The following is a 23,278-nucleotide window of genomic DNA, read 5'->3' as shown; positions in this document are numbered from 1 at the left end:
ATCAGTTGCGCTCCATGTCAATGTCAATACCCAACGAACGGATTTCTTTTACCAGCACGTTGAAGGATTCGGGCATGCCAGCATCAATCGTGTGCTCGCCCTTGACGATGTTTTCGTAAACCTTGGTACGGCCTGCGACGTCATCGGACTTCACTGTCAGCATTTCCTGCAAGACATATGAAGCACCGTATGCTTCGAGGGCCCAGACTTCCATCTCACCAAAGCGCTGACCACCGAACTGAGCTTTACCGCCCAATGGCTGTTGCGTTACCAAGGAGTAAGGTCCGGTTGAACGTGCGTGCATCTTGTCATCGACCAAATGGTGGAGTTTCAAGACGTGCATTACGCCAACAGTTACTGGGCGCTCAAATTGATCGCCAGTACGGCCGTCGCACAAAATCATTTGCTGACGTGAAGGAGTCATCTTCAAAGATTTAGCAACCTCTTCTGGATACGCCAACTCGAGCATGCGTCCGATTTCAGCTTCAGTAGCACCGTCAAACACTGGGGTAGCAAATGGCAAGCCTTGACGGAGATTCTCAGCCAAAACATTGATCTGCTCATCAGTGAAGTTGTCGATGTCTTCAATGCGGCCTGTTTCGTTATAAAGCTGCTTGAAGAACTTACGCAATTCAGTTTGCTTAGCATGCTCACGAACCATCTCATCGATGCGCTTACCAATACCTTGAGCCGCCCAACCTAAGTGGGTTTCCAAGATCTGGCCAACGTTCATACGGGAAGGAACGCCCAATGGGTTCAAGACGATGTCTACAGGGCGTCCGTCAGCCATAAATGGCATGTCTTCTGCTGGGGCGATTTTAGAAACCACACCCTTGTTACCGTGACGACCAGCCATCTTGTCCCCAGGCTGTAAGCGACGCTTAACAGCTAAGTACACCTTAACCATCTTCGTTACGCCAGGCTGTAAATCATCGCCCTGGGTAAGCTTGGTGCGCTTCTCTTCAAAAGCTTCGTCAAACTGTTTACGCTTCGCTTCAATAGAAGACTTAATCGCTTCAACTTGTGAAGCAATATCATCATCTGCTGGACGCACATCGAACCAATGGTATTTATCCAAATCGGCAAGGTATTCCTTATCAATCTTGGTGCCTTTAGCTAATTTCTTAGGGCCGCCATTGGCAACTTTGCCAATCAACAGTTTTTCTAAACGCATGAAGGCATCGCCTTCAACAATACGCAACTGGTCGTTTAAGTCCAAACGATAGCGCTGCAATTCTTCTTGAATAATGGCTTGTGCACGTGCATCGCGCTCAATGCCTTCACGGGTGAAGACTTGAACATCGATAACAGTACCGATCATTCCTGATGGAACGCGCAAAGAAGTATCTTTAACGTCAGATGCTTTTTCACCGAAGATCGCACGGAGGAGCTTCTCTTCAGGGGTGAGAGTCGTCTCGCCCTTTGGAGTTACCTTACCAACCAATACGTCGCCAGCTTCAACTTCAGCACCGATGTAAACAATACCGCTCTCATCCAAACGGGAGAGTTGTGACTCTGCCAAATTGGAAATATCGCGAGTAATTTCTTCTGAACCAAGCTTAGTGTCACGCGCAACAACCGACAACTCTTCAATATGAATAGAGGTGTAACGGTCATCAGCAACAACCTTCTCAGAGATCAAGATTGAATCTTCGAAGTTGTAACCGTTCCATGGCATAAATGCCACGGTCATGTTTTGACCTAAAGCCAATTCACCCAAATCGGTAGATGCGCCATCAGCAACTACGTCGCCGCGGACAACACGATCACCAGCTTGAACGATTGGACGTTGGTTAATGTTGGTATTTTGGTTTGAACGGGTGTATTTGATGAGGTTATAAATATCCACACCAACCTCACCGGCAGCTGTCTCATCATCGTTTACACGAATCACAACACGGTTAGCGTCAACATAATCAACGATACCGCCGCGGGATGCCAAAATAACAGTACCGGAGTCGACCGCAACAATACGCTCTAAGCCTGTACCAACCAATGGTTTATCTGGACGCAAGCAAGGAACTGCTTGACGCTGCATGTTCGCACCCATCAACGCACGGTTTGCATCATCGTGCTCTAAGAATGGAACAAGTGAAGCAGCGGCAGAAACGATCTGGCTAGGAGCAACGTCGATGAAATCGATGCGCTCTGGGCTAACCATCATGGTCTCACCAGCTTGACGCGCTGAAACCAACTCGTCGGCCAACTTGCCGCTCTTGTCGATTGTTGCGTTCGCCTGAGCAATCACATACTTTGCTTCCTCAATCGCAGAGAGGTAAACCACTTCATCGCTTACCTTGCTATTGGAAACCTTACGGTATGGAGTTTCTAGGAAACCATGCTCATTCAAGCGCGCAAATAACGCGAGTGAGTTGATCAAACCAATGTTTGGTCCTTCTGGAGTTTCGATTGGGCAAACACGTCCGTAATGGGTTGGATGCACGTCACGCACTTCGAAGCCTGCGCGCTCACGTGTCAAACCACCAGGGCCTAATGCAGAAATACGACGCTTGTGCGTAATCTCTGAAAGTGGATTGGTTTGGTCCATAAACTGGGACAACTGTGAAGAACCGAAGAACTCACGAATCGCAGAAGAGATTGGCTTGCTGTTAATCAAGTCATGCGGCATGAGATTTTCTGTTTCGGCTTGGCCGAGACGCTCTTTAACCGCACGCTCAACACGTGACAAACCGGCACGGAATTGATTCTCCGCTAACTCGCCAACGCAACGTACACGACGATTACCTAAGTGATCGATATCGTCCACTTCGCCTTTGCCGTTACGTAAATCTACGAGAGACTTAATGGTGTCAAGAATGTCTTCGTTTGACAGAACCATTGCGCCTTCCATTTCTGGACGGTTCAAACGGCTATTGACCTTCATACGGCCAACGCGTGATAGGTCGTAGGTATCTTCGCTATAGAACAAGCGTTGGAATAGGGCTTCAACAGCATCTTCTGTTGGAGGCTCACCAGGACGCATCATGCGATAGATGGCAATACGAGCAGCCATCTGATCGGCAGTTTCATCCGTACGCAATGTTTGAGATATGTACGCACCAGAATCCAAATCATTCGTGTAGATGGTTTCCAATTGCTTGATGCCTGCATCGCGCAATGTAGCCAACAACTCTTCAGTGATTTCATCATTAGCGTATGCCAAGATTTCACCAGAATCTGGATCAACAATATTGCGTGCAACTACGCGACCGATTAAATAGTCATCTGGTACAGCAATCGTTTTTGTCTTAGCAGCTTCAAGTTCGCGGATATGCTTTGCATTGATACGCTTGTCTTTCTGAATTACGACAACGCCATTTTTATCAAGCACATCAAAATTAGCCAGCTGACCACGCAAGCGCTCTGGAACAAATTCCATTGAGCCGCCGTTAGCAGTCAATGAGAAATGGTCAAAGTTAAAGAAGTTAGCAAGAATCTGTTCGTTGTTTAAACCAATTGCTTTGAGCAAAATGGTGACGGGCATCTTACGACGACGGTCAACTCGGAAATAGAGAATATCTTTTGGATCAAACTCGAAATCGAGCCATGAACCACGGTAAGGAATAATGCGTGCTGAGAACAGCAGCTTACCTGAGCTATGTGTCTTGCCCTTATCGTGCTCAAAGAACACGCCTGGGGAACGGTGCAACTGAGAAACGATCACGCGCTCGGTACCGTTAATTACAAAAGAACCGTTTTCTGTCATGAGTGGAATTTCACCCATGTAGACTTCGCTCTCTTTTACCTCTTTAACCTTAGTAGGCGCTTCGCGATCATAAATAATCAAGCGAACTTTTGCGCGTAAGGCAGAGTGGTATGTGTAACCACGCTGTTGACATTCTTTGACGTCAAATGGTGGCTGTGATAACTGGTAAGACACGTATTCCATACGTGCATAGCCGTTGTTAGACACAATTGGGAATGCTGATGTAAAGGCAGCTTGAAGTCCCTCAGTAAGGCGAGACATGGCCGGCTTTTCAGCCTGTAAAAATTTAGCGTAGGATTCCAGCTGCGTTGCGATCAGGTACGGAACCTGGTGGTTATTTACTCGCTTAGCAAAGCTTTTACGGACTCGCTTGCGTTCGGTGAAGCTATAGTTCATTTCATCTCCGAATTCAGCGACTGTACAAAGATTTGGCGATTGGCCACTACCAATCACTGGCGGACAACACTAAACCGTTTCGATTTAGTGCCCGACCAAACTTGCATTCTGCAGTCGTATCAGAAGGCAAACCCGATTTCAATCAGAAATGAAATCGGGTTTGACCACTAATGGTCAAACCCAACATAGCTAACGCTCCTTTTTGAGAAGCGCTAGCGGAGTTTGTATTACTTGAGTTCTGCTTTGGCGCCAGCTTCTTCAAGCTTCTTCTTAGCTTCTTCAGCTGTCTTCTTATCAACAGCTTCTTTGATTGGCTTTGGTGCGCCATCAACTAAGTCTTTAGCTTCTTTCAAGCCAAGGCCAGTAATTTCGCGAACAGCCTTAATTACTGAAACCTTGTTTGCGCCAGCTTCGAGCAAGTTCACAGTGAATTCTGTTTGCTCTTCAGCAGCAGCACCGCCACCGCCTGCACCAGCAGGACCAGCAACAGCCATCGCTGCAGCTGAAACGCCAAACTTCTCTTCGAACGCTTTAACCAAATCGTTCAAATCCATAACGGACATGCTACCTACTGCTTCAATGATTTCTTCTTTAGTAATCGCCATTTTTAGCTCCTAATACTTAAATAGTTAATCTGTCGCTTATTCAGCGGCAGGGGTTTCGTTTGCTTCTGTTCCAGCTTCTGGGGCTGCGGCTGCAGGCTCAGCGCTTGCTTCAGGTGCGGCTGCTTCAGCAACTACTTCTGCTGGGGCTGCTGCTTCTGCTACAGGTGCTGCCGATTCGGCTACCGGAGCGGGAGCTCCTTCTGCCTTTTGTGCTGCTACTGCGCCCAATACGCGAGCCATCGCAGAAACAGGTGCCAACATCACACCCAACAACTGAGATAACAACTCTTCGCGGCTTGGAATTGTTGCAAGCGCTTTTACACCTGCAACATCTAACAACTTGCCGTTATATAAGCCAGCTTTAATGACTAGCAAATCTTGAGTCTTAGCAAATCCCTGCAATACTTTTGCCGAAGCAATCGGATCAGCAGAGATGCCATAAATCAAGGGGCCAACCATCGAATCAGCAAGGGGCTCAAACTGTGTGCCTTGTGCAGCACGGCGCGCCAATGTGTTCTTCAAAACGCGAAGATATACACCTTGGTCACGTGCGCTAGCACGTAGCTTTGTCAACTGCTCTACTGGAATACCACGGTATTCAGCGAGCACGACAGTTTGGGCTCCAGCCAATTGAGCGCCGACATCAGCAACAATCGCTTTTTTGTCTTGTACATTCAAAGGCACGGTTTAACTCCATAAAAACCAACTGTTTCCAGTTGGGGTTACACACCAGCGTCTGATCATTTGTTCACAAAGTTCTTGTGAAAATCTTTTCAGGGTCGCCATCTGCGCTGGCTATTACTTTCGTAACGATTAAGAATTAACTCTGTACAAGCAACCAATTCACCAACGGTCTTTGATGTTCGACTCTCGCTCAAAGAGCAGGAGTCGACCCAAAGTTCTTTTTTGTTACAAGCTACCTATTGAGCTGCTTGTAACGATGCTTGGTCTACACGTACGCCTGCACCCATGGTGCTGCTTACGGCAACCTTCTTTAAATAAATACCCTTAGATGCAGGTGGCTTTGCTTTATTCAAAGCCTCAAGCAATGCGAGCAAGTTAGATTTCAATGCAGTTGGCTCAAATGAACGACGGCCAATGCTTGCATGCACGATGCCGGCTTTGTCCACACGGAACTGCACTTGACCTGCTTTCGCGTTCTTCACTGCAGTAGCAACATCAGGAGTAACTGTTCCCACTTTTGGGTTTGGCATCAAACCACGTGGGCCCAATACTTGACCTAAAGTGCCAACAATTTTCATTGTGTCTGGAGATGCAATCAAAATATCGAAATCAATTTTGCCGCCTTTAATTTGCTCAGCAAGCTCTTCCATGCCAACGATTTCCGCGCCAGCGGCTTTAGCTTGTTCAGCCTTCTCGCCTTGTGCAAAAACAGCCACGCGAACGTGCTTACCCGTACCAGCTGGAAGCACTACTGCGCCACGTACAACTTGGTCAGATTTCTTGGCATCAATGCCCAACTGAACAGCAACGTCGATAGACTCATCAAACTTAGCAGTTGCACACTCTTTAACGAGGTTCAATGCATCGTCTAATGAATAAAACTTATTGCGATCGACTTTAGATTGAATTACTTTTACGCGTTTAGATAACTTAGTCATGATTAGAGGCCTTCCACAGTGATGCCCATGGAACGGGCGCTGCCAGCGATTGTTCTTACAGCTGCGTCCATATCGGCTGCTGTCAAGTCTGGCATTTTTGCTTTAGCGATTTCTTCCGCTTGAGCACGAGTAATTTTTCCCACCTTATCGGTATGAGGACGTGGGGATCCTTTTTCGATCTTCGCAGCCTTCTTAATCATGATGGTTGCTGGGGGAGTCTTCATGATGAATGTGAAGCTCTTATCAGCGAACGCTGTAATCACGACTGGAATTGGCAGGCCAGGTTCCATGCTCTGAGTTTGAGCATTAAACGCCTTACAGAATTCCATAATATTGAGGCCACGTTGACCCAATGCTGGACCTACGGGTGGTGATGGATTTGCTTTACCTGCAGGGATCTGCAGTTTGATAAAGCCAATAATCTTCTTTGCCATGTGTGCTCCTTAAAGCGCGCCTAACCTCATTAGGAAAGACCGCCGTTGAGTAAACGCTTCGCTAGTTTTTGGCTTTCTAGCTCCGCTCCTCGGTTAATTACTAACCACTTAAAACTACTGCACTACAAACCAGGACTAAGTCCTTGTTTTTACATCTTTTCTACCTGACCGAACTCCAGCTCAACTGGGGTACCGCGGCCAAATATTGTAACAGAAACACGCAGTCTTGACTTCTCATAGTTAACTTCTTCGATGTTTCCGTTGAAATCAACAAATGGGCCTTCTTTAACGCGCACAATCTCACCCACCTCAAATAGGGTCTTAGGCTTCGGTTTATCCACCCCAGCCTGCATTTGATCCATGATTTTTGCTACTTCCGCAGTAGAAATCGGGCTTGGGCGGTTACGAACACCACCTACGAAACCAGTCACTTTTGGCGTATTTTTCACCAAATGCCAGCTTTCATCTGTCATTTCCATCTCAATCAGGACATATCCTGGGAAGAAACGACGCTCTGTTACTGATTTTGTGCCAGATTTGATCTCTACAACCTCTTCGGAGGGAACCAAAATGCGGCCAAATTTCTCAGGCATACCAGAACGTGCAATACGCTCTTCAAGGCCTTTTTTGACGCTCTTTTCCATCCCGGAATAGGCATGAATAACGTACCAGCGCATATTGCCAGTAGCTTGTGGATTTACGGCTACTTCAGAATCAATCATTTTTTGCTCACTTCCAGCCTAAAAAAGCTGAAAAAACTAGCCATTCAATCAATTTGTCTGCTACCCATAAAAACAGGGACATGATCAGAACAAAGCCAAATACGACTAGAGTCATTTGGGTAGTCTCTTTACGAGTTGGCCAAACAACCTTTTTTACTTCATACCAAGAATCTTTTGCATAGGCAATAAAACGACGCCCATCCGGTGAAATCGCCACAATCAAAACCGCAGCAGCGATGCCACCAAACAGAACACCCAAGCGCATCCATAAAGATTGGTCGATGAGCGTGTAATAAAGCACTAGCGCAGCAACGACGATTAAAGCAGCGAGTACGGAGACCCAGCTGCTCTTTTCTTCAGAGTGACTTACAGTTTGTTGAGACATATTGCTTTCAGTTCAAATCGTGGCAGGGGCGGAGGGCATCGAACCCCCAACCTTTGGTTTTGGAGACCAACGCTCTGCCAATTGAGCTACACCCCTTTATAAAAACTCATTACAGCTTTACCACTTAAGCCAAAATCTTTGCAACCACACCGGCGCCAACTGTACGGCCACCTTCACGGATCGCAAAACGTAAACCTTCTTCCATCGCGATAGGGGCGATGAGTTTTACGGTAATGGTTACGTTATCACCAGGCATGACCATTTCTTTGTCTTTTGGCAACTCGATTGAACCTGTTACGTCCGTTGTGCGGAAGTAGAACTGGGGACGATAGTTGTTAAAGAATGGTGTATGACGACCACCTTCATCTTTACCCAAGATGTAAACCTCGGCAGTAAAGTGAGTATGTGGGGTGATTGAACCAGGCTTGGCCAATACTTGGCCGCGCTCAACTTCTTCACGTTTTGTACCGCGCAACAAAATACCAACGTTGTCGCCTGCTTGACCTTGATCGAGCAATTTGCGGAACATTTCAACACCAGTACAAGTGGTTTTGAGTGTTGGCTTGATACCGATAATTTCGATCTCTTCACCAACCTTAACGATACCGCGCTCAATACGGCCTGTTACAACAGTACCGCGACCAGAGATCGAGAACACATCTTCTACTGGCATCAAGAACGCACCGTCAATAGCACGCTCTGGAGTTGGGATGTAGGTATCTAAAGCTTCAGCCAATTTCATAATGGCTTCTTTACCCAATGGGCCTTCGTCGCCTTCTAAAGCCAACTTAGCAGAACCTTGCACGATTGGTGTGTCATCGCCTGGGAAGTCATATTTAGAGAGAAGTTCACGAACTTCCATTTCAACGAGTTCTAACAATTCAGCATCATCAACCATGTCGCACTTGTTCAGAAACACCACGATGTAAGGAACACCAACTTGGCGTGCCAAGAGGATGTGCTCACGCGTTTGTGGCATTGGGCCATCAGCTGCAGAGCAAACCAAAATAGCGCCGTCCATCTGAGCAGCGCCAGTAATCATGTTCTTAACGTAGTCAGCATGTCCTGGGCAATCCACGTGAGCGTAGTGACGGTTTGCAGTCTCATACTCAACGTGCGCAGTATTAATCGTAATACCACGGGCTTTTTCTTCAGGAGCAGCATCGATCTGATCGTATGCTTTCGCTTCGCCACCAAATGCTTTTGAGAGCACGGTTGCAATTGCTGCTGTCAATGTAGTTTTACCATGGTCAACGTGACCGATGGTGCCTACGTTTACGTGCGGTTTTGTCCGCTCGAACTTTTCTTTTGCCATTTTTAATCTGCCTTTAGTTAATTCTTAAACCAAACACGAAATACACAATTAATAAAATCAAACATGGTGCCCATGGGCAGGATCGAACTGCCGACCTCTCCCTTACCAAGGGAGTGCTCTACCACTGAGCCACATGGGCGAAATCTAATGCAACAAATCTGGAGCGGGATAAGAGAATCGAACTCTTGACCGAAGATTGGAAATCTGCTGTTTTACCATTAAACTAATCCCGCACATCTGGTGGAGGGGGTAGGATTCGAACCTACGTAGGCATAGCCAACAGATTTACAGTCTGCCTCCTTTAGCCGCTCGGACACCCCTCCGCGAACCCAATATTCTGACTCCAAACGGAGTATCTGTCAATCTCTCTAAACGCTTTGCACAAGTAAAAACGCCCAGACCTAAGAGGGTCTGGGCGTCGCATTGGTGCCCGGCAGTTACCTACTTTCACACGGGTAATCCGCACTATCATCGGCGTAGAATCGTTTCACTGTCCTGTTCGGGATGGGAAGGAGTGGTTCCAATTCGCTATGGTCACCGGGCGTAGAGGGTTGAGCTGCTGATAAATCAACAACTCGATTTGAGTAAGCATGTAATAAGGATGCAGATTAAATCTGGCAAACATCCAACACAATAGTGCTGGTTATAGGATCAAGCCTAACGGGCAATTAGTATCGGTTAGCTTAATGCATTACTGCACTTCCACACCCGACCTATCAACGTTGTGGTCTTCAACGACCCTTTATGTAGGTTAAACCTACGGGAGATCTCATCTTCAGGCAAGTTTCCCGCTTAGATGCTTTCAGCGGTTATCTCTTCCATTCATAGCTACCCTGCGATGCTTCTGGCGAAACAACAGGTACACCAGCGGAATGTCCACTCCGGTCCTCTCGTACTAGGAGCAGCCCCCGTCAAATCTCCAACGCCCATGGCAGATAGGGACCAAACTGTCTCACGACGTTTTAAACCCAGCTCACGTACCTCTTTAAATGGCGAACAGCCATACCCTTGGGACCGGCTACAGCCCCAGGATGAGATGAGCCGACATCGAGGTGCCAAACACCGCCGTCGATATGAACTCTTGGGCGGTATCAGCCTGTTATCCCCAGAGTACCTTTTATCCGTTGAGCGATGGCCCTTCCATACAGAACCACCGGATCACTATGACCTGCTTTCGCACCTGCTCGACTTGTCGGTCTCGCAGTTAAGCACGCTTTTGCCATTGCACTTTAGGTACGATGTCCGACCGTACCAAGCGTACCTTCGTACTCCTCCGTTACACTTTGGGAGGAGACCGCCCCAGTCAAACTGCCTACCATGCACTGTTCCCGACCCGGATAACGGGCCAAGGTTAGAACCTCAAATAAATCAGGGTGGTATTTCAAGGTTGGCTCCAACAGAACTAGCATCCTGTTATCAACGCCTCCCACCTATCCTACACAGACCGATTCAAAGTCCAATGCAAAGCTACAGTAAAGGTTCATGGGGTCTTTCCGTCTAGCCACGGGTAGATTGCATCATCACAAACATTTCAACTTCGCTGAGTCTCAGGAGGAGACAGTGTGGCCATCGTTACGCCATTCGTGCAGGTCGGAACTTACCCGACAAGGAATTTCGCTACCTTAGGACCGTTATAGTTACGGCCGCCGTTTACTGGGACTTCAATCAAGAGCTTGCACCCCATCATTTAATCTTCCAGCACCGGGCAGGCGTCACACCCTATACGTCCACTTTCGTGTTTGCAGAGTGCTGTGTTTTTATTAAACAGTCGCAGCCACCTTTTTATTGCAACCCTTTCGTCCTCCCCTTGTACAGGGTCAAACTACCAGGGCGTACCTTATCCCGAAGTTACGGTACAAATTTGCCGAGTTCCTTCTCCTGAGTTCTCTCAAGCGCCTTAGAATACTCATCTCGCCCACCTGTGTCGGTTTGCGGTACGGTCTTGTTAGACTGAAGCTTAGAGGCTTTTCTTGGAACCACTTCCAATTGCTTCGCGAATAAATTCGCTCGTCTCACGCCCTTGAATTACGCTACCGGATTTACCTAATAGCCATCTCCAACGCAAGAACCGGGACTTCCAACACCCGGACAACTTTCCGCGATCCGTCCCCCCATCGCATCTAACAATGGTCAAGGAATATTAACCTTGTTCCCATCAGCTACGCATCTCTGCCTCGCCTTAGGGGCCGACTCACCCTGTTCCGATGAACGTTGAACAGGAAACCTTGGGCTTACGGCGAGGAGGCTTTTCACCCCCTTTATCGCTACTCATGTCAGCATTCGCACTTCTGATACCTCCAGCATCCTTTACAAGACACCTTCACAGGCTTACAGAACGCTCTCCTACCATCACATTGCTGTGATCCGCAGCTTCGGTTATATGCTTAGCCCCGTTACATCTTCCGCGCAGGACGACTCGATCAGTGAGCTATTACGCTTTCTTTAAAGGATGGCTGCTTCTAAGCCAACCTCCTGACTGTTTTAGCCTTCCCACTTCGTTTCCCACTTAGCATATATTAGGGACCTTAGCTGGCGGTCTGGGTTGTTTCCCTCTTGACACCGGACGTTAGCACCCGATGTCTGTCTCCCGTGATTGCACTTGTAGGTATTCGGAGTTTGCTATGGCGCAGTAATCCGCAATGGACCCCACTACCATGACAGTGCTCTACCCCCTACAGTGATACACGAGGCACTACCTAAATAGTTTTCGGAGAGAACCAGCTATTTCCAGTTTTGTTTAGCCTTTCACCCCTATCCACAGCTCATCCCCTAACTTTTCAACGTTAGTGGGTTCGGTCCTCCAGTACGTGTTACCGCACCTTCAACCTGGCCATGGATAGATCAACTGGTTTCGGGTCTACACCCAGCAACTAGCGCCCTATTCGGACTCGCTTTCGCTACGCCTTCCCTATTCGGTTAAGCTTGCTACTGAATGTAAGTCGCTGACCCATTATACAAAAGGTACGCAGTCACCCCTTACGAGGCTCCTACTGTTTGTATGCACACAATTTCAGGATCTATTTCACTCCCCTCCCGGGGTTCTTTTCGCCTTTCCCTCACGGTACTTGTTCACTATCGGTCGATTACGAGTATTTAGCCTTGGAGGATGGTCCCCCCATATTCAGACAGGATTTCTCGTGTCCCGCCCTACTTGTCTCTAGCCTAGTACCACTCAATAATTTTCACATACGGGACTATCACCCTTTATTGTTGGACTTTCCATTCCATTCTGTTAATTACTGAGATATCACTAGAAGGCTCTTCCCATTTCGCTCGCCACTACTTTGGGAATCTCGGTTGATGTCTTTTCCTCTTGCTACTTAGATGTTTCAGTTCACAAGGTTCGCTTCTCATACCCTATGTATTCAGGTATGGATACCACAAAAGTGGTGGGTTTCCCCATTCAGAAATCCCCGGATCAAAGCTTATTTACCAGCTCCCCGGGGCTTATCGCAGGTTATAACGTCTTTCGTCGCCTGTAATCGCCAAGGCATCCATCATGTGCACTTATTCACTTGATCCTATAACGAGCACCATTGCTAGTACCTGTTACAGGTTTTACTTCTACTTCTGACATGTTTGCCGTAATCCAAACTGTAAGTACTTGTTAAAGAACTTGGTAAAACTCGTTTGTATTACTGATTGATGATTCAATCTTTACCCTTATTACATTGTCAAATGTCCTCTCAAAGAAACATTTGACACTTTGCTTACTCAAATTTTTAAAGAACAGCCATAAATGGCAAAACTAAACAATTAATCAATTGCTTAGTTTTGACATTTAGATGTTGGTGGAGGATGACGGGATCGAACCGACGACCCCCTGCTTGCAAAGCAGGTGCTCTCCCAGCTGAGCTAATCCCCCAACGTCCACTAAGTCCATATCAACGCTGATTGGTGGGTCTGGTAGGACTTGAACCTACGACCCCTGCGTTATCAACACAGTGCTCTAACCAGCTGAGCTACAGACCCGTGGCTTTTATTGTCAACCGATAAGTGTGGGCACTATAGCTCCAGCATCTTTTCTCTAGAAAGGAGGTGATCCAGCCGCACCTTCCGATACGGCTACCTTGTTACGACTTTACCCCAGTCATGAACCCTGCCGTGGCAGTCGCCCTCCTTGCGGTTAGGCTAACGGCTTCTGGCAAAACCCACTCCCATGGTATGACGGGCGGTGTGTACAAGACCCGGGAACGTATTCACCGCGACATTCTGATCCGCGATTACTAGCGATTCCAGCTTCACGTAGTCGAGTTGCAGACTACGATCCGGACTACGATGCATTTTCTGAGATTAGCTCCCCCTCGCGGGTTGGCAACCCTCTGTATGCACCATTGTATGACGTGTGAAGCCCTACCCATAAGGGCCATGAGGACTTGACGTCATCCCCACCTTCCTCCGGTTTGTCACCGGCAGTCTCTTTAGAGTGCTCTTGCGTAGCAACTAAAGACAAGGGTTGCGCTCGTTGCGGGACTTAACCCAACATCTCACGACACGAGCTGACGACAGCCATGCAGCACCTGTGTTCACTTTCTCTTACGAGCACCTAATGTATCTCTACTTCGTTAGTGACATGTCAAGGGTAGGTAAGGTTTTTCGCGTTGCATCGAATTAATCCACATCATCCACCGCTTGTGCGGGTCCCCGTCAATTCCTTTGAGTTTTAATCTTGCGACCGTACTCCCCAGGCGGCTGACTTCACGCGTTAGCTACGTTACTCAGGATGTAAATCCCGAACAACTAGTCAGCATCGTTTAGGGCGTGGACTACCAGGGTATCTAATCCTGTTTGCTCCCCACGCTTTCGTGCATGAGCGTCAGTGTTATCCCAGGGGGCTGCCTTCGCCATTGGTATTCCTCCACATATCTACGCATTTCACTGCTACACGTGGAATTCTACCCCCCTCTGACACACTCTAGCTATACAGTCACAGGCGCCATTCCCAGGTTAAGCCCGGGGATTTCACGCCTGTCTTGTATAACCGCCTGCGCACGCTTTACGCCCAGTAATTCCGATTAACGCTCGCACCCTACGTATTACCGCGGCTGCTGGCACGTAGTTAGCCGGTGCTTATTCTTCAGGTACCGTCATTCCCGGACTGTGTTAGAGCCGGTGTTTCTTCCCTGACAAAAGAGCTTTACAACCCGAAGGCCTTCTTCACTCACGCGGCATTGCTGGATCAGGGTTGCCCCCATTGTCCAAAATTCCCCACTGCTGCCTCCCGTAGGAGTCTGGGCCGTGTCTCAGTCCCAGTGTGGCTGATCGTCCTCTCAGACCAGCTACTGATCGTCGCCTTGGTGGGCTTTTACCCCACCAACAAGCTAATCAGGCATCGGCCGCTCTAATCGCGCGAGGTCTTTCGATCCCCCGCTTTCCCCCTCAGGGCGTATGCGGTATTAGCACAGCTTTCGCTGCGTTATCCCCCACGATAAGGTACGTTCCGATGTATTACTCACCCGTTCGCCACTCGCCACCAGGTGCAAGCACCCGTGCTGCCGTTCGACTTGCATGTGTAAGGCATGCCGCCAGCGTTCAATCTGAGCCAGGATCAAACTCTTCAGTTTAATTCCTGTGATCCTTGCGGATCGTCGCACTCATTCAAGAAATTGACTTGGTAATAAAACCAAATCTTTTTACTGTCTATGAGTACTATTTGTTTACATCTGTCCCGAAGGACTGGATGCTTTCGCCTAGTACCCACAATTATCGGTTGACTAATTTTTAAAGAGGGCTGACTTGTTTTGTATTTCAAAAAACATTCAGCAGAGAGGTGAGACTATAGCGCACTTATTTAGGGTCGTCAACACCTTTCGTACTATTTCTCCTAAAAAACGCGAAGATTTTTCCTGTTTTCAAAATAAACTCAATGAAATCAGTTGGATAGATTTTTAAATTAATTTCAGTCTTTTTTGAAAAATTCCATTTTTAGCGGAATTTTCCGGCTTCTGCTGGAGGAAAATCGCGTTTTTGACGCCTTATTTGCGTAGCAACCACACCCTAGGGAAAACCCTGAAATTTTCTGGTAACCCTGTTAAAATATTGCTATGCACAATAAATTAGCGAGCAAACACTTACCCAGCAGGCCCTATGCGACAGGACTAGCAGTTCCTGTCCGGGAGCTCCATGCTGGGCACAGGGAAGAAATTCTTCAGCACTTATTGCAGCTAAACGATGAAGATCGTCGTTTACGCTTTGGCACCCAAACACCCAATGAGGTCATTGAGCGCTACGTTGCGCACCTAAATTTCAATAAAGACACTATCTTTGGGATCTTTGACTTGAATTTACGGCTTATTGGCATGGCTCATTTGGCCTATCTACCTGAAGTCAAGGATCAAGCTCGAGCAGCTGAATTTGGGGTCTCAGTCCTACAAGAAGGGCGCTCACAAGGTCTTGGAACTGCTTTATTGCAACGTTCAGCTGTGCATTCCCGCAATACCCGCATAGAAACTCTCTATGTTCATTGCCTATCAAACAACAAAGCAATGATGCATTTGGCGCAGAAGGCTGGCATGAGCGTTGAATTCGCTTACGGCGATGCCGATGCTTACCTTAAATTGCCGCCAGCAAGTCCTGCGACCATTGTTGAAGAAGCTGCTAATGAGCAGTGGGCTGATATGGATTACGCCTTAAAAGAAAACCTCAAACGATCTAATCAAGCATGGTGGTGGTTTCTTGGAAGGCCTGGGCTCGCACCCTAATTTCAGTTTGAATTTTTATTTGGTGCGCCGCGCAATACCCAACTCGATAAGCGTGATAAATCTGCATCACTTAATTTAGGGTTGGCCGGCATAGGCACCACGCCCCATGAGCCGGCTCCGCCTTTAGCAATTTTATTTTTCAAGAATGCTTGCGCGTTTGAATCGGCCTTATATTTTTGAGCGACTGATTCAAAACTCGGGCCAACAATTTTTTTATTAATCGCATGACAACCTAAACATGCATTTTGTTTTGCAATGGCAAACGCTTTTTCATCTTCACTATTCGCTTGTGCATTTTGAAGCTGCAAAGCAAGCAATGAGAACAATAAAAATATTTTTATCAACTTATGCAAGGCGTGTATACACTGCTTTATGCCAAAAGATTACTGATACTTTGGCGGGCTATCTGGTTGTGATTGCTCTGCCTTGCCTTGCTTCTCTAGGCGGGTTTTCTCAGCCTCAGAAATGATGTCGAAATAAACGTAAACATCTTTCACGCCATTTGTATTGCTGGCAATTTTCTTCGCCAATTCAGCCTCGCCTTGCGTGAGTATGCCAAGCAAATAAACACTGCTACCTTCGGCAACGATTACCATCGAATTCGATGGTAATTTTTCTGTAAAGATCATTTGTGTTTTGATCTTAGATTCCAGATATGAATCGTTTGCGCGAGATGTGTAACTGCTATTCGGGCCGATCACTAATTCGTTAAATACGGATCGCACATTCTTCATTGCTTTCACATACGAGCCAGCTTCGCCCTTAATGTCAGCGTCTTTTGCTTCGCCAGTCAATAATACTTTTTGATTAAATGAAGCGATGTTGATGTGAGCGTTGTCGCCAAATCTCTTGCTTAAAGCGTTACTAGCTTCCCACTCAATTCCTTTGTCTATGGCCTGCACGCCAGGGCTGCGTCGATCAGCCATGACAGCTGCAGTTGCAGCAACGCCGCCAACAGCGACAACCGCACAAGATGCGAGTTGAGACACCGCCATCGCCGCGACAACTAGCTTAACAAGAGAAGAAATTTGCATTTAATTATTTTCTGAAATGGATTGCGTCAAAAAAGTCTAGTCGTATAAAACATGATCAACACCATCGCATAATCCGTGCAACAGAACCAAATGGGTTTCTTGAATACGAGCAGTGCGCGTAGAGGGTACACACAGATGTATGTCATCTTCGTCTAACAAAGTAGCAATCTTTCCACCACCATTGCCAGTAAAAGCAATAATCTTGATACCCATTTTCTTTGCCGCTTCGATTGCTTTCACTACATTCTTGGAGTTACCAGAAGTTGAAATTCCCAAGAGGATGTCGCCCTTTTTCCCAAGTCCACGAACTTGTTTACTAAAGATATCGTCATAGCTGTAATCATTTCCAACGGCAGTCAGAATCGATGAATCCGTGGTCAATGCAATTGCTGCTAGTTCTTCGCGCTCTCGCTCAAATCGGCCAATTAATTCTGCGGCAAAGTGTTGAGCATCAGCAGCAGAGCCGCCATTGCCGCAAGCCATCACCTTGCCACCAGATTTCAAACAATCAACCATTGCCAGCACTCCACGAGCAACGGCTTCTGGAAGTACTTTTTCAGCCTCTTGCTTTACAGCAATGCTGTCTAAAAAATGTTGTGATGCACGCTTTCGCAGAACTTCAATAATATTTTTATCCATGCCAATATTATGCGCCAAACTGGGGGTAATTTCTAAAGCAACGTATCCTCTTACTTATGACTAATCTTACGCAGAACCTGCCCTTATGGAAATAGGCTCATTTGATTTTTTAAAACAACAGGATCTACCTGCTGGAGCCCTCTACATGGTGGCTACGCCGATTGGCAATATGGGCGATATCACCTTGCGAGCACTTCATGTGTTGAACGCAGTAGACGGTATTGCCTGCGAAGACACGAGACATAGCGCAGCGCTATTGCAGCAATTTGGAATCCACAAAAAATGTCTAGCGCTTCATGAGCACAACGAGCTAGAGGGTGCACAAACCGTTATTCAAAGCCTCACCAAAGGCGAGCGCTGGGCCTATATATCGGATGCAGGCACTCCGGGAGTTTCCGACCCCGGAGCAAGATTAGTAAATGAAGTGCAAAAAGCTAGTCTTCGAGTGATCCCCATTCCTGGCGCAAGCTCTGTGTCTTGCGCAATCTCTGCATCAGGTTCGGTGATGCTCAATTCGGAAGGACGCTTTCAGTTTTTAGGTTTTTGGCCGAACAAAACCAAAGAGCGTGACGCTCTGCTACAAGATATTTTCAGCAGTAAAAAAACAAGCATCTTTTTTGAATCACCATATCACATTCGTGAAACATTGCTTTTACTTGTAAACGCTTTGGAGCCTGAGCGCCAAGTATTGATTTGTCGTGAATTAACTAAAAAGTTTGAGCAGCTTGTTTCAATTCAGGCGACTGAAATCGCCTCTTGGCTAGAAAATGCGACGAGCTTAAAGGGTGAATTTATTATTTTGGTAGCGGGCCGCCAGGGCAGGGCTGATGAGGCTCCTGAACATGCCTCACTTCTACTTTGGGCAAATACACTTAACCCTTATCTGGGTAGCAAAGAAATTGCTGCAGTTCTTTCACAAGCCTTGGGCCTAACAAAAAAAGAGGCCTATCAAATTGCTCTAGATGCAAAAGATGAGGTGATGAAAAATAAAAAAGCTGGCATGTAGCCAGCTTTTTGAATGCCAAAAATTTTTATTTAGCGCTCGGATCTTTAGCGGCGGCGGCTGTGCTCGCATCTTGAAAATTTAACTGGGCTACTGGCTTAATCAATTGCTCAGTAGTGGTCGAAGATTCGCCACGTTTGCCATTGTTCACAAACACCATCAATAACAAAATAACGATCAGGGGCACAAAAAAGCTTGCAAACACCATGATGATGAGTTGTTTTGGGGACTTAATTAGATTTCCGTGCTCGTTGCTCATAAGAATTAGTTTTTTAACGGGTTTAGGGTTGTTTTGCGGTAATTATAACTAGAGAGTGGGGTTACAGGCACTTACAATATAGGGGCAACCAAAGTTTTCCGTTGGCGCCCGTAGCTCAGTGGATAGAGTATTGGCCTCCGAAGCCAAGGGTCGCAGGTTCGATTCCTGCCGGGCGCGCCAGAACTAGAGGGGTTTTTGACCTACATCATGCATAGAAAAACAAAAACCACTATCATTTGGGTCTAACTTATTGATTCTTATCGTGTCTACACATCTAAATTCTGCCCTTTCAGAGCCATCCCTGATAAACCCCTTGCCTCCTGAGGCGCCATTACCGCACCGCAAAATTATTCGGAGCTGGTTAATTCCAATGGCCCAAGGGGAAACAGGGCGCGCCATCATGCTCCTCTTTATTGATGCCTTGCTGTGGCTTGGCTGTATCGCTGGAACAGTATTTGTAGAAAGCGTTCTATTCAAAATCATTTTTGGTCTTATTGCTGGCTTTGTAACTGGCCGCATTTTTATCTTGGGTCACGATGCCTGCCATCAGAGCTTCACGCCAAATCGCGAACTTAATAAAATTTTAGGGCGCATTGCATTTTTGCCTTCGCTAACACCCTATAGCTTATGGGATGTTGGTCACAACGTAGTTCACCATGGCCAAACCAATCTTAAGGGCTTTGACTTTGTATGGGCGCCCCTATCTAAATCTGAGTATGACGCGCTACCCCCATGGCGTAAGGCCTTAGAGCGCCTCTACCGCAGTGGCTGGGGTCCAGTTTTCTACTACCTCATCGAGATTTGGTGGAGACGCGAATACTTTCCGAACGCAAAAAACAAACCTGGCGATCGACCAATTTTCTTAAAAGATAATTTACTGGTTACTGGTTTTGCCATTATTTGGATTGCTTGCTTAATTGCAGGTGCAATCGTTACCGGTCAATCTATCTGGCTTGGCCTCACTACCGGTTTTGCCATTCCATTCTTATTCTGGAATGGCATGATTGGGTTTGTGGTCTATGTACACCACACTCACCCATCAGTTTCTTGGTACGACAAAAAATCTGAATGGTTACGCGCTCAACCCTTTGTTTCAACCACGGTTCACCTCACGTTTAATTGGATTTGGGGCTCTTTAATGCACCACATCATGGAGCACACTGCCCATCACGTGGATATGAGCGCACCCCTATATCGCCTCCAAGAGGCTCAAACTACCTTGGAAACTATCCTGCCAGACCGTATTTTTGTGCAAAAGTTCACTTGGGGCTGGTATTTCGATACTGCACGCAAGTGCAAGCTATATGACTTTGAGAACAAGGCATGGCTGGACTTTGATGGCAATAAAACGGCGGATTCAGTGCGAGTTGTCCTGAGCCCAGCCCCAGTGGGACAAAACGGGTAAAATAGATCTTCTGTATAAAGATTTGCCTTACCCGGATTGCCCATGACTACCTCAACTCCTGCTGCTGCCCAAGACACCTCTCAAAGCCTCAAGTTTTGCTCTTCTTGCAGTCGCGAAAAACGACTTGAAGGCGGAACCTGGATTCCAACGAGTAATCGCAAGCAACGCTGGATCTGCGCCAGCTGCCTATACAACCGTACACACCGCACCGGCTCTGCAAAAGCTTAACAAGTATTAGTAGGTCCTGTCGTCCTTCGCTTGAAGGCGGCTTTGTATCCCCTTCCAAGATATTAATAATGAATAGCCAAGATACTTTCAAGTTTGCTGAAACGCATGAGTGGGCTGACCTTGGAAGCGATGGCCTAGTATGGGTTGGCATTAGCAACCATGCCCAAGAGGCTTTAGGTGATGTTATGTTTTTTCAGGCGCCCAAACTTGGTCAGCAAGTAAAGCAGGGCGAGGCAATTGCCGTGATTGAATCAGTAAAGGCGGCGAGCGATATTCATGCGCCAGTGAGTGGCGAAATTGTTGCAATCAATGATGCAATGGCTGACACTCCCGAACTTGTAAATGAAAAGCCATATGGAACTTGGTTATTCAAAATCAAATCCAGCACTGAGATAAGTCTCGCTGCTGAGCTTGACCTTCTGATGAGCATGGAAGAATACAGCGCCTCTGCTGGCGCCTAAGCAATCTATTAAAGTGCGATTGGGTCGCGCTCAATTAACCAACGTATACGTGAAGTCTTACTAATTCTCCCCTGAGAGTTTTCACGCAACTCTCTATCAACGGCCTCTAAAACTGCCTGCAATTGTTTGCGGTCATCTGATTCAATGACCAGTTGGGCACGCTCTGTGCCGGCAACTCTCATCACCGTCTTTGGCACAGGATCATAAACACGCAGCCCATTACATATTTGCCCCTGTAACCTTAGATGCTCTTTTAGGGCGCCCAAAAATTGGATTGCCTTATCTAAACTTTTTGCCTCAGCATGTACTAAGGCTTGATATGAAAAAGGTGGCAATCCAGCCTCCTGCCTTTCATTGGCGGTGTGGGATAAAAATCCATCTACATCATGGCGCAGTAAGTATTGAAATACTGCTGACTCGGGGTATTGAGTCTCGATGTAAATATCCCCTCCGCCCTCGCCATCCCCTTTAGAGCGTCCTGCACGACCAGCCACTTGCACAAGTTGGGCAAACAGCCTTTCTGCGGCTCTAAAATCTTGCGAGAATAATCTACCATCCGCATCCAATACACCCACCATTCCAATATTCTGATAATCATGTCCCTTGGCAATCATTTGCGTACCAACAACAATATCTACCTTGCCCTGGTGGATTTCTTGAAATAACTCTTCTGCGCCTTTACTGCTCCTACTAGAGTCCGTATCGATCCGCAACACCTTGGCCTTTGACCACATTTCTTCAATGAAATCTTCAATCTTTTGCGTACCCTGACCCAGGGTTTTTAGATCTGCATTCCCGCAATCAGGGCAATGGCTTGGAATTGTTTTTGACAAGCCACAATGGTGACAGCTCAATACTGATTTTTTAGTCAACACCCCTGCTTTATGTAACACCATACAGGAGCTGCACTGTTGGCATTTTGATAGCCATGCACAAGCACCACAACTTAGTACTGGAGCATACCCTCTGCGATTAATTAAGACCAAACTTTGTTTTTTATCTTCTAAATTTTTACTAATTGCATTAGCAAGTGTTTTGCTGATTAAGCTCTTCACCTTCGGTCTGCCAATATCGCCAGGGCTATACTGATTTTGCGGATCGCGCATATTGATCAGATGAACGTTGGGCAATTTTGCTCCGTGCGCTCTCTGATCTATCCGGATATTTTCATAGCGTCCAGCCTTTGCTGCTATCCACGTTTCTAATGATGGGGTTGCAGATGAAAGCACAATTGGGATCTTCAGATCATGTGCCCGCCATATAGCGAGATCACGTGCCGAGTACCTTATCCCGTCTTGTTGTTTATAGGACGGATCATGCTCTTCATCGACAACAATGGCCCGTAAATTTGGAAGCGGGGTTAGTGCCGCCAACCTTGTTCCTAAAATAATTTGCGTCCGTCCGGTCATTGCCTCATACCAAGCAATGCCTCTTTCTTTTTCGCTCACTCCACTGTGAAGCACAGCCATTCTCTTTTCAGGAAAGTATGCCCGCACTCTCCGCTCTAGTTGTGGCGTCAAATTAATTTCCGGAACAAGTAACAGCACTTGTGCGCTTTCATCTTCCAAAACCTTTGTCAACCAGTTTAAAAATACTGCTGTTTTACCGCTGCCGGTTTGGCCTTGCAATAAGATAGTTTTGAATTCATTTTTCTTGATGCACGTACGTATTTTTTCTAATGCCTGCTTTTGTCCGTCATTTAAGGAGGCCTCACTAATAAAGCCTTCGCTTTGCTCTTCCTGAGTTCTTTTCTTTCTCTTTTCTTCCGCAACAATGAGTTTTTTTAGGATCTTGTCCCAAGCCTCGGGCTTTTTCCACATTTGTGGAATTGCTGGGATGATGGTTTCACCAAGGGCATGAATGTAGTACTGGCTTGCAAAGCTAACTAACCTGAGGGCCGCTGGATCCAACGGGGGCAGGGGGGCAAGTCTGGATATGGACTTAAGTTTATTAATGTCAAATTCAGAGTGTGCGCTTACTTTTATAACTATACCGACCAGGCTTGAGCGCCCAAACGGCACTTCCACCATATGTCCTATCTCTGGTGACCGGCCCAACTTTTGAGCATCCCACAAGTAATCAAAGCCTTGAGCTAAAGGCTTATCAACAACTACCTGTACCACTATTGGTGGGGCCATTATTTACTTCAATCTTTCTTTTGCCTGTGGATAAGTCTGTGGATATCATTCAATGATTTTGATTTATAAGCCAATTTAACAGCAATCCACTTGTGCACAGTTTTTAAGCGCTTTTAATAAATATTAATATAAATCAATTACTTACAATGAACTTCGCAAGTTAATGTTTATCTTTATTCGGAATCTTCATGAATTTTGAATTTTGCACTTATCTGTGCATAACTT

Annotated in this window: 17 protein-coding genes, 7 tRNA genes, 3 rRNA genes and 1 pseudogene; 6 read left to right on the top strand and 22 right to left on the bottom strand. The window is 46.7% G+C overall.

Features of this window, described 5'->3' with window-relative positions:
• Position 1: 1 nt before the first annotated feature.
• The 17 genes and pseudogenes from rpoB to C2740_RS00185 all read right to left on the bottom strand — a co-directional run bounded on the left by rpoB (position 2) and on the right by C2740_RS00185 (position 14,749).
• Complete coding sequence (gene rpoB, locus C2740_RS00265; RefSeq protein ID WP_215293445.1) at positions 2-4,102, bottom strand: DNA-directed RNA polymerase subunit beta; 4,101 nt, start codon at positions 4,100-4,102, stop codon at positions 2-4.
• 227 nt (positions 4,103-4,329) lie between these two features.
• On the bottom strand, positions 4,330-4,707 hold the full coding sequence (gene rplL, locus C2740_RS00260) for a 50S ribosomal protein L7/L12 (protein ID WP_215293444.1): 378 nt from the start codon (positions 4,705-4,707) through the stop codon (positions 4,330-4,332).
• 165 nt (positions 4,708-4,872) lie between these two features.
• Positions 4,873-5,391, bottom strand: a pseudogene (gene rplJ / locus C2740_RS00255) (50S ribosomal protein L10); the annotation flags it as partial.
• Between the two features lie 236 nt (positions 5,392-5,627).
• On the bottom strand, positions 5,628-6,329 hold the full coding sequence (gene rplA / locus C2740_RS00250; RefSeq protein ID WP_215293442.1) for a 50S ribosomal protein L1: 702 nt from the start codon (positions 6,327-6,329) through the stop codon (positions 5,628-5,630).
• 2 nt (positions 6,330-6,331) lie between these two features.
• Complete coding sequence (gene rplK / locus C2740_RS00245) at positions 6,332-6,763, bottom strand: 50S ribosomal protein L11 (RefSeq protein WP_011901890.1); 432 nt, start codon at positions 6,761-6,763, stop codon at positions 6,332-6,334.
• A gap of 149 nt (positions 6,764-6,912) precedes the next feature.
• On the bottom strand, positions 6,913-7,485 hold the full coding sequence (gene nusG, locus C2740_RS00240) for a transcription termination/antitermination protein NusG (RefSeq protein ID WP_215293441.1): 573 nt from the start codon (positions 7,483-7,485) through the stop codon (positions 6,913-6,915).
• 7 nt (positions 7,486-7,492) lie between these two features.
• Entirely contained in the window at positions 7,493-7,870 is a 378-nt protein-coding gene (gene secE / locus C2740_RS00235; RefSeq protein ID WP_215293440.1) for a preprotein translocase subunit SecE, read from the bottom strand.
• A 20-nt stretch (positions 7,871-7,890) separates the two neighbouring features.
• Positions 7,891-7,966 (bottom strand) — tRNA-Trp (locus C2740_RS00230).
• Positions 7,967-7,994: 28 nt separating this feature from the next.
• Positions 7,995-9,185 carry an elongation factor Tu gene (gene tuf, locus C2740_RS00225; protein ID WP_071464438.1) on the bottom strand — a complete coding sequence of 397 codons (1,191 nt, stop codon included), beginning with the start codon at positions 9,183-9,185 and terminating at the stop codon, positions 7,995-7,997.
• A 64-nt stretch (positions 9,186-9,249) separates the two neighbouring features.
• A tRNA-Thr gene (locus C2740_RS00220) sits at positions 9,250-9,324 on the bottom strand.
• A 20-nt stretch (positions 9,325-9,344) separates the two neighbouring features.
• Positions 9,345-9,418 (bottom strand) — tRNA-Gly (locus C2740_RS00215).
• A gap of 5 nt (positions 9,419-9,423) precedes the next feature.
• Positions 9,424-9,508, bottom strand: a tRNA-Tyr gene (locus C2740_RS00210).
• 105 nt (positions 9,509-9,613) lie between these two features.
• Positions 9,614-9,727 (bottom strand): 5S ribosomal RNA (rrf, locus tag C2740_RS00205).
• Between the two features lie 105 nt (positions 9,728-9,832).
• A 23S ribosomal RNA gene (locus C2740_RS00200) occupies positions 9,833-12,706 on the bottom strand.
• Positions 12,707-12,974: 268 nt separating this feature from the next.
• A tRNA-Ala gene (locus C2740_RS00195) sits at positions 12,975-13,050 on the bottom strand.
• Positions 13,051-13,080: 30 nt separating this feature from the next.
• A tRNA-Ile gene (locus C2740_RS00190) sits at positions 13,081-13,157 on the bottom strand.
• Between the two features lie 59 nt (positions 13,158-13,216).
• A 16S ribosomal RNA gene (locus C2740_RS00185) occupies positions 13,217-14,749 on the bottom strand.
• The 16S, 23S and 5S rRNA genes sit together here with 5 tRNA genes alongside, the layout of an rRNA operon.
• 480 nt (positions 14,750-15,229) lie before the next feature.
• On the opposite strand from C2740_RS00185, the gene C2740_RS00180 reads away from it, so the two are divergent.
• On the top strand, positions 15,230-15,886 hold the full coding sequence (locus C2740_RS00180; RefSeq protein ID WP_215293439.1) for a GNAT family N-acetyltransferase: 657 nt from the start codon (positions 15,230-15,232) through the stop codon (positions 15,884-15,886).
• A gap of 2 nt (positions 15,887-15,888) precedes the next feature.
• On the opposite strand, the gene C2740_RS00175 is transcribed toward C2740_RS00180, so the two are convergent.
• From C2740_RS00175 to C2740_RS00165, 3 genes are read right to left on the bottom strand one after another with little or no spacing between them, the layout of a single operon-like run.
• On the bottom strand, positions 15,889-16,212 hold the full coding sequence (locus C2740_RS00175) for a c-type cytochrome (protein ID WP_251369648.1): 324 nt from the start codon (positions 16,210-16,212) through the stop codon (positions 15,889-15,891).
• Positions 16,213-16,269: 57 nt separating this feature from the next.
• The gene (locus C2740_RS00170; RefSeq protein WP_215293438.1) at positions 16,270-16,920 is read right to left on the bottom strand and encodes a BON domain-containing protein; all 651 of its coding nucleotides are present in this window, start codon (positions 16,918-16,920) and stop codon (positions 16,270-16,272) included.
• A gap of 36 nt (positions 16,921-16,956) precedes the next feature.
• Complete coding sequence (locus tag C2740_RS00165; protein ID WP_215293437.1) at positions 16,957-17,559, bottom strand: phosphoheptose isomerase; 603 nt, start codon at positions 17,557-17,559, stop codon at positions 16,957-16,959.
• A gap of 85 nt (positions 17,560-17,644) precedes the next feature.
• Here C2740_RS00165 and rsmI point away from each other — a divergent pair, with 85 nt between their 5' ends.
• The gene (gene rsmI, locus C2740_RS00160; protein ID WP_215293436.1) at positions 17,645-18,565 is read left to right on the top strand and encodes a 16S rRNA (cytidine(1402)-2'-O)-methyltransferase; all 921 of its coding nucleotides are present in this window, start codon (positions 17,645-17,647) and stop codon (positions 18,563-18,565) included.
• 25 nt (positions 18,566-18,590) lie between these two features.
• On the opposite strand, the gene C2740_RS00155 is transcribed toward rsmI, so the two are convergent.
• Positions 18,591-18,821 carry a hypothetical protein gene (locus tag C2740_RS00155; protein ID WP_251369647.1) on the bottom strand — a complete coding sequence of 77 codons (231 nt, stop codon included), beginning with the start codon at positions 18,819-18,821 and terminating at the stop codon, positions 18,591-18,593.
• Positions 18,822-18,925: 104 nt separating this feature from the next.
• Here C2740_RS00155 and C2740_RS00150 point away from each other — a divergent pair.
• The 4 genes from C2740_RS00150 to gcvH all read left to right on the top strand — a co-directional run bounded on the left by C2740_RS00150 (position 18,926) and on the right by gcvH (position 20,915).
• A tRNA-Arg gene (locus tag C2740_RS00150) sits at positions 18,926-19,001 on the top strand.
• 82 nt (positions 19,002-19,083) lie between these two features.
• Positions 19,084-20,226 (top strand): fatty acid desaturase, encoded by a 1,143-nt coding sequence (locus C2740_RS00145; RefSeq protein ID WP_251369646.1) that lies wholly within the window; start codon positions 19,084-19,086, stop codon positions 20,224-20,226.
• A 42-nt stretch (positions 20,227-20,268) separates the two neighbouring features.
• The gene (locus C2740_RS00140) at positions 20,269-20,454 is read left to right on the top strand and encodes a hypothetical protein (RefSeq protein WP_215293435.1); all 186 of its coding nucleotides are present in this window, start codon (positions 20,269-20,271) and stop codon (positions 20,452-20,454) included.
• 68 nt (positions 20,455-20,522) lie between these two features.
• Positions 20,523-20,915: a glycine cleavage system protein GcvH gene (gene gcvH / locus C2740_RS00135; protein ID WP_215293434.1), complete on the top strand. Its 393-nt coding sequence runs from the start codon at positions 20,523-20,525 to the stop codon at positions 20,913-20,915.
• A gap of 8 nt (positions 20,916-20,923) precedes the next feature.
• On the opposite strand, the gene priA is transcribed toward gcvH, so the two are convergent.
• Entirely contained in the window at positions 20,924-23,053 is a 2,130-nt protein-coding gene (gene priA, locus C2740_RS00130) for a primosomal protein N' (protein ID WP_215293433.1), read from the bottom strand.
• Positions 23,054-23,278 lie beyond the last annotated feature (225 nt).

It is taken from the genome of Polynucleobacter sp. MG-5-Ahmo-C2 (assembly GCF_018687735.1).
In the GTDB taxonomy this organism is placed as follows: domain Bacteria; phylum Pseudomonadota; class Gammaproteobacteria; order Burkholderiales; family Burkholderiaceae; genus Polynucleobacter.
This window is presented reverse-complemented; position numbering and strand designations above follow the sequence as displayed.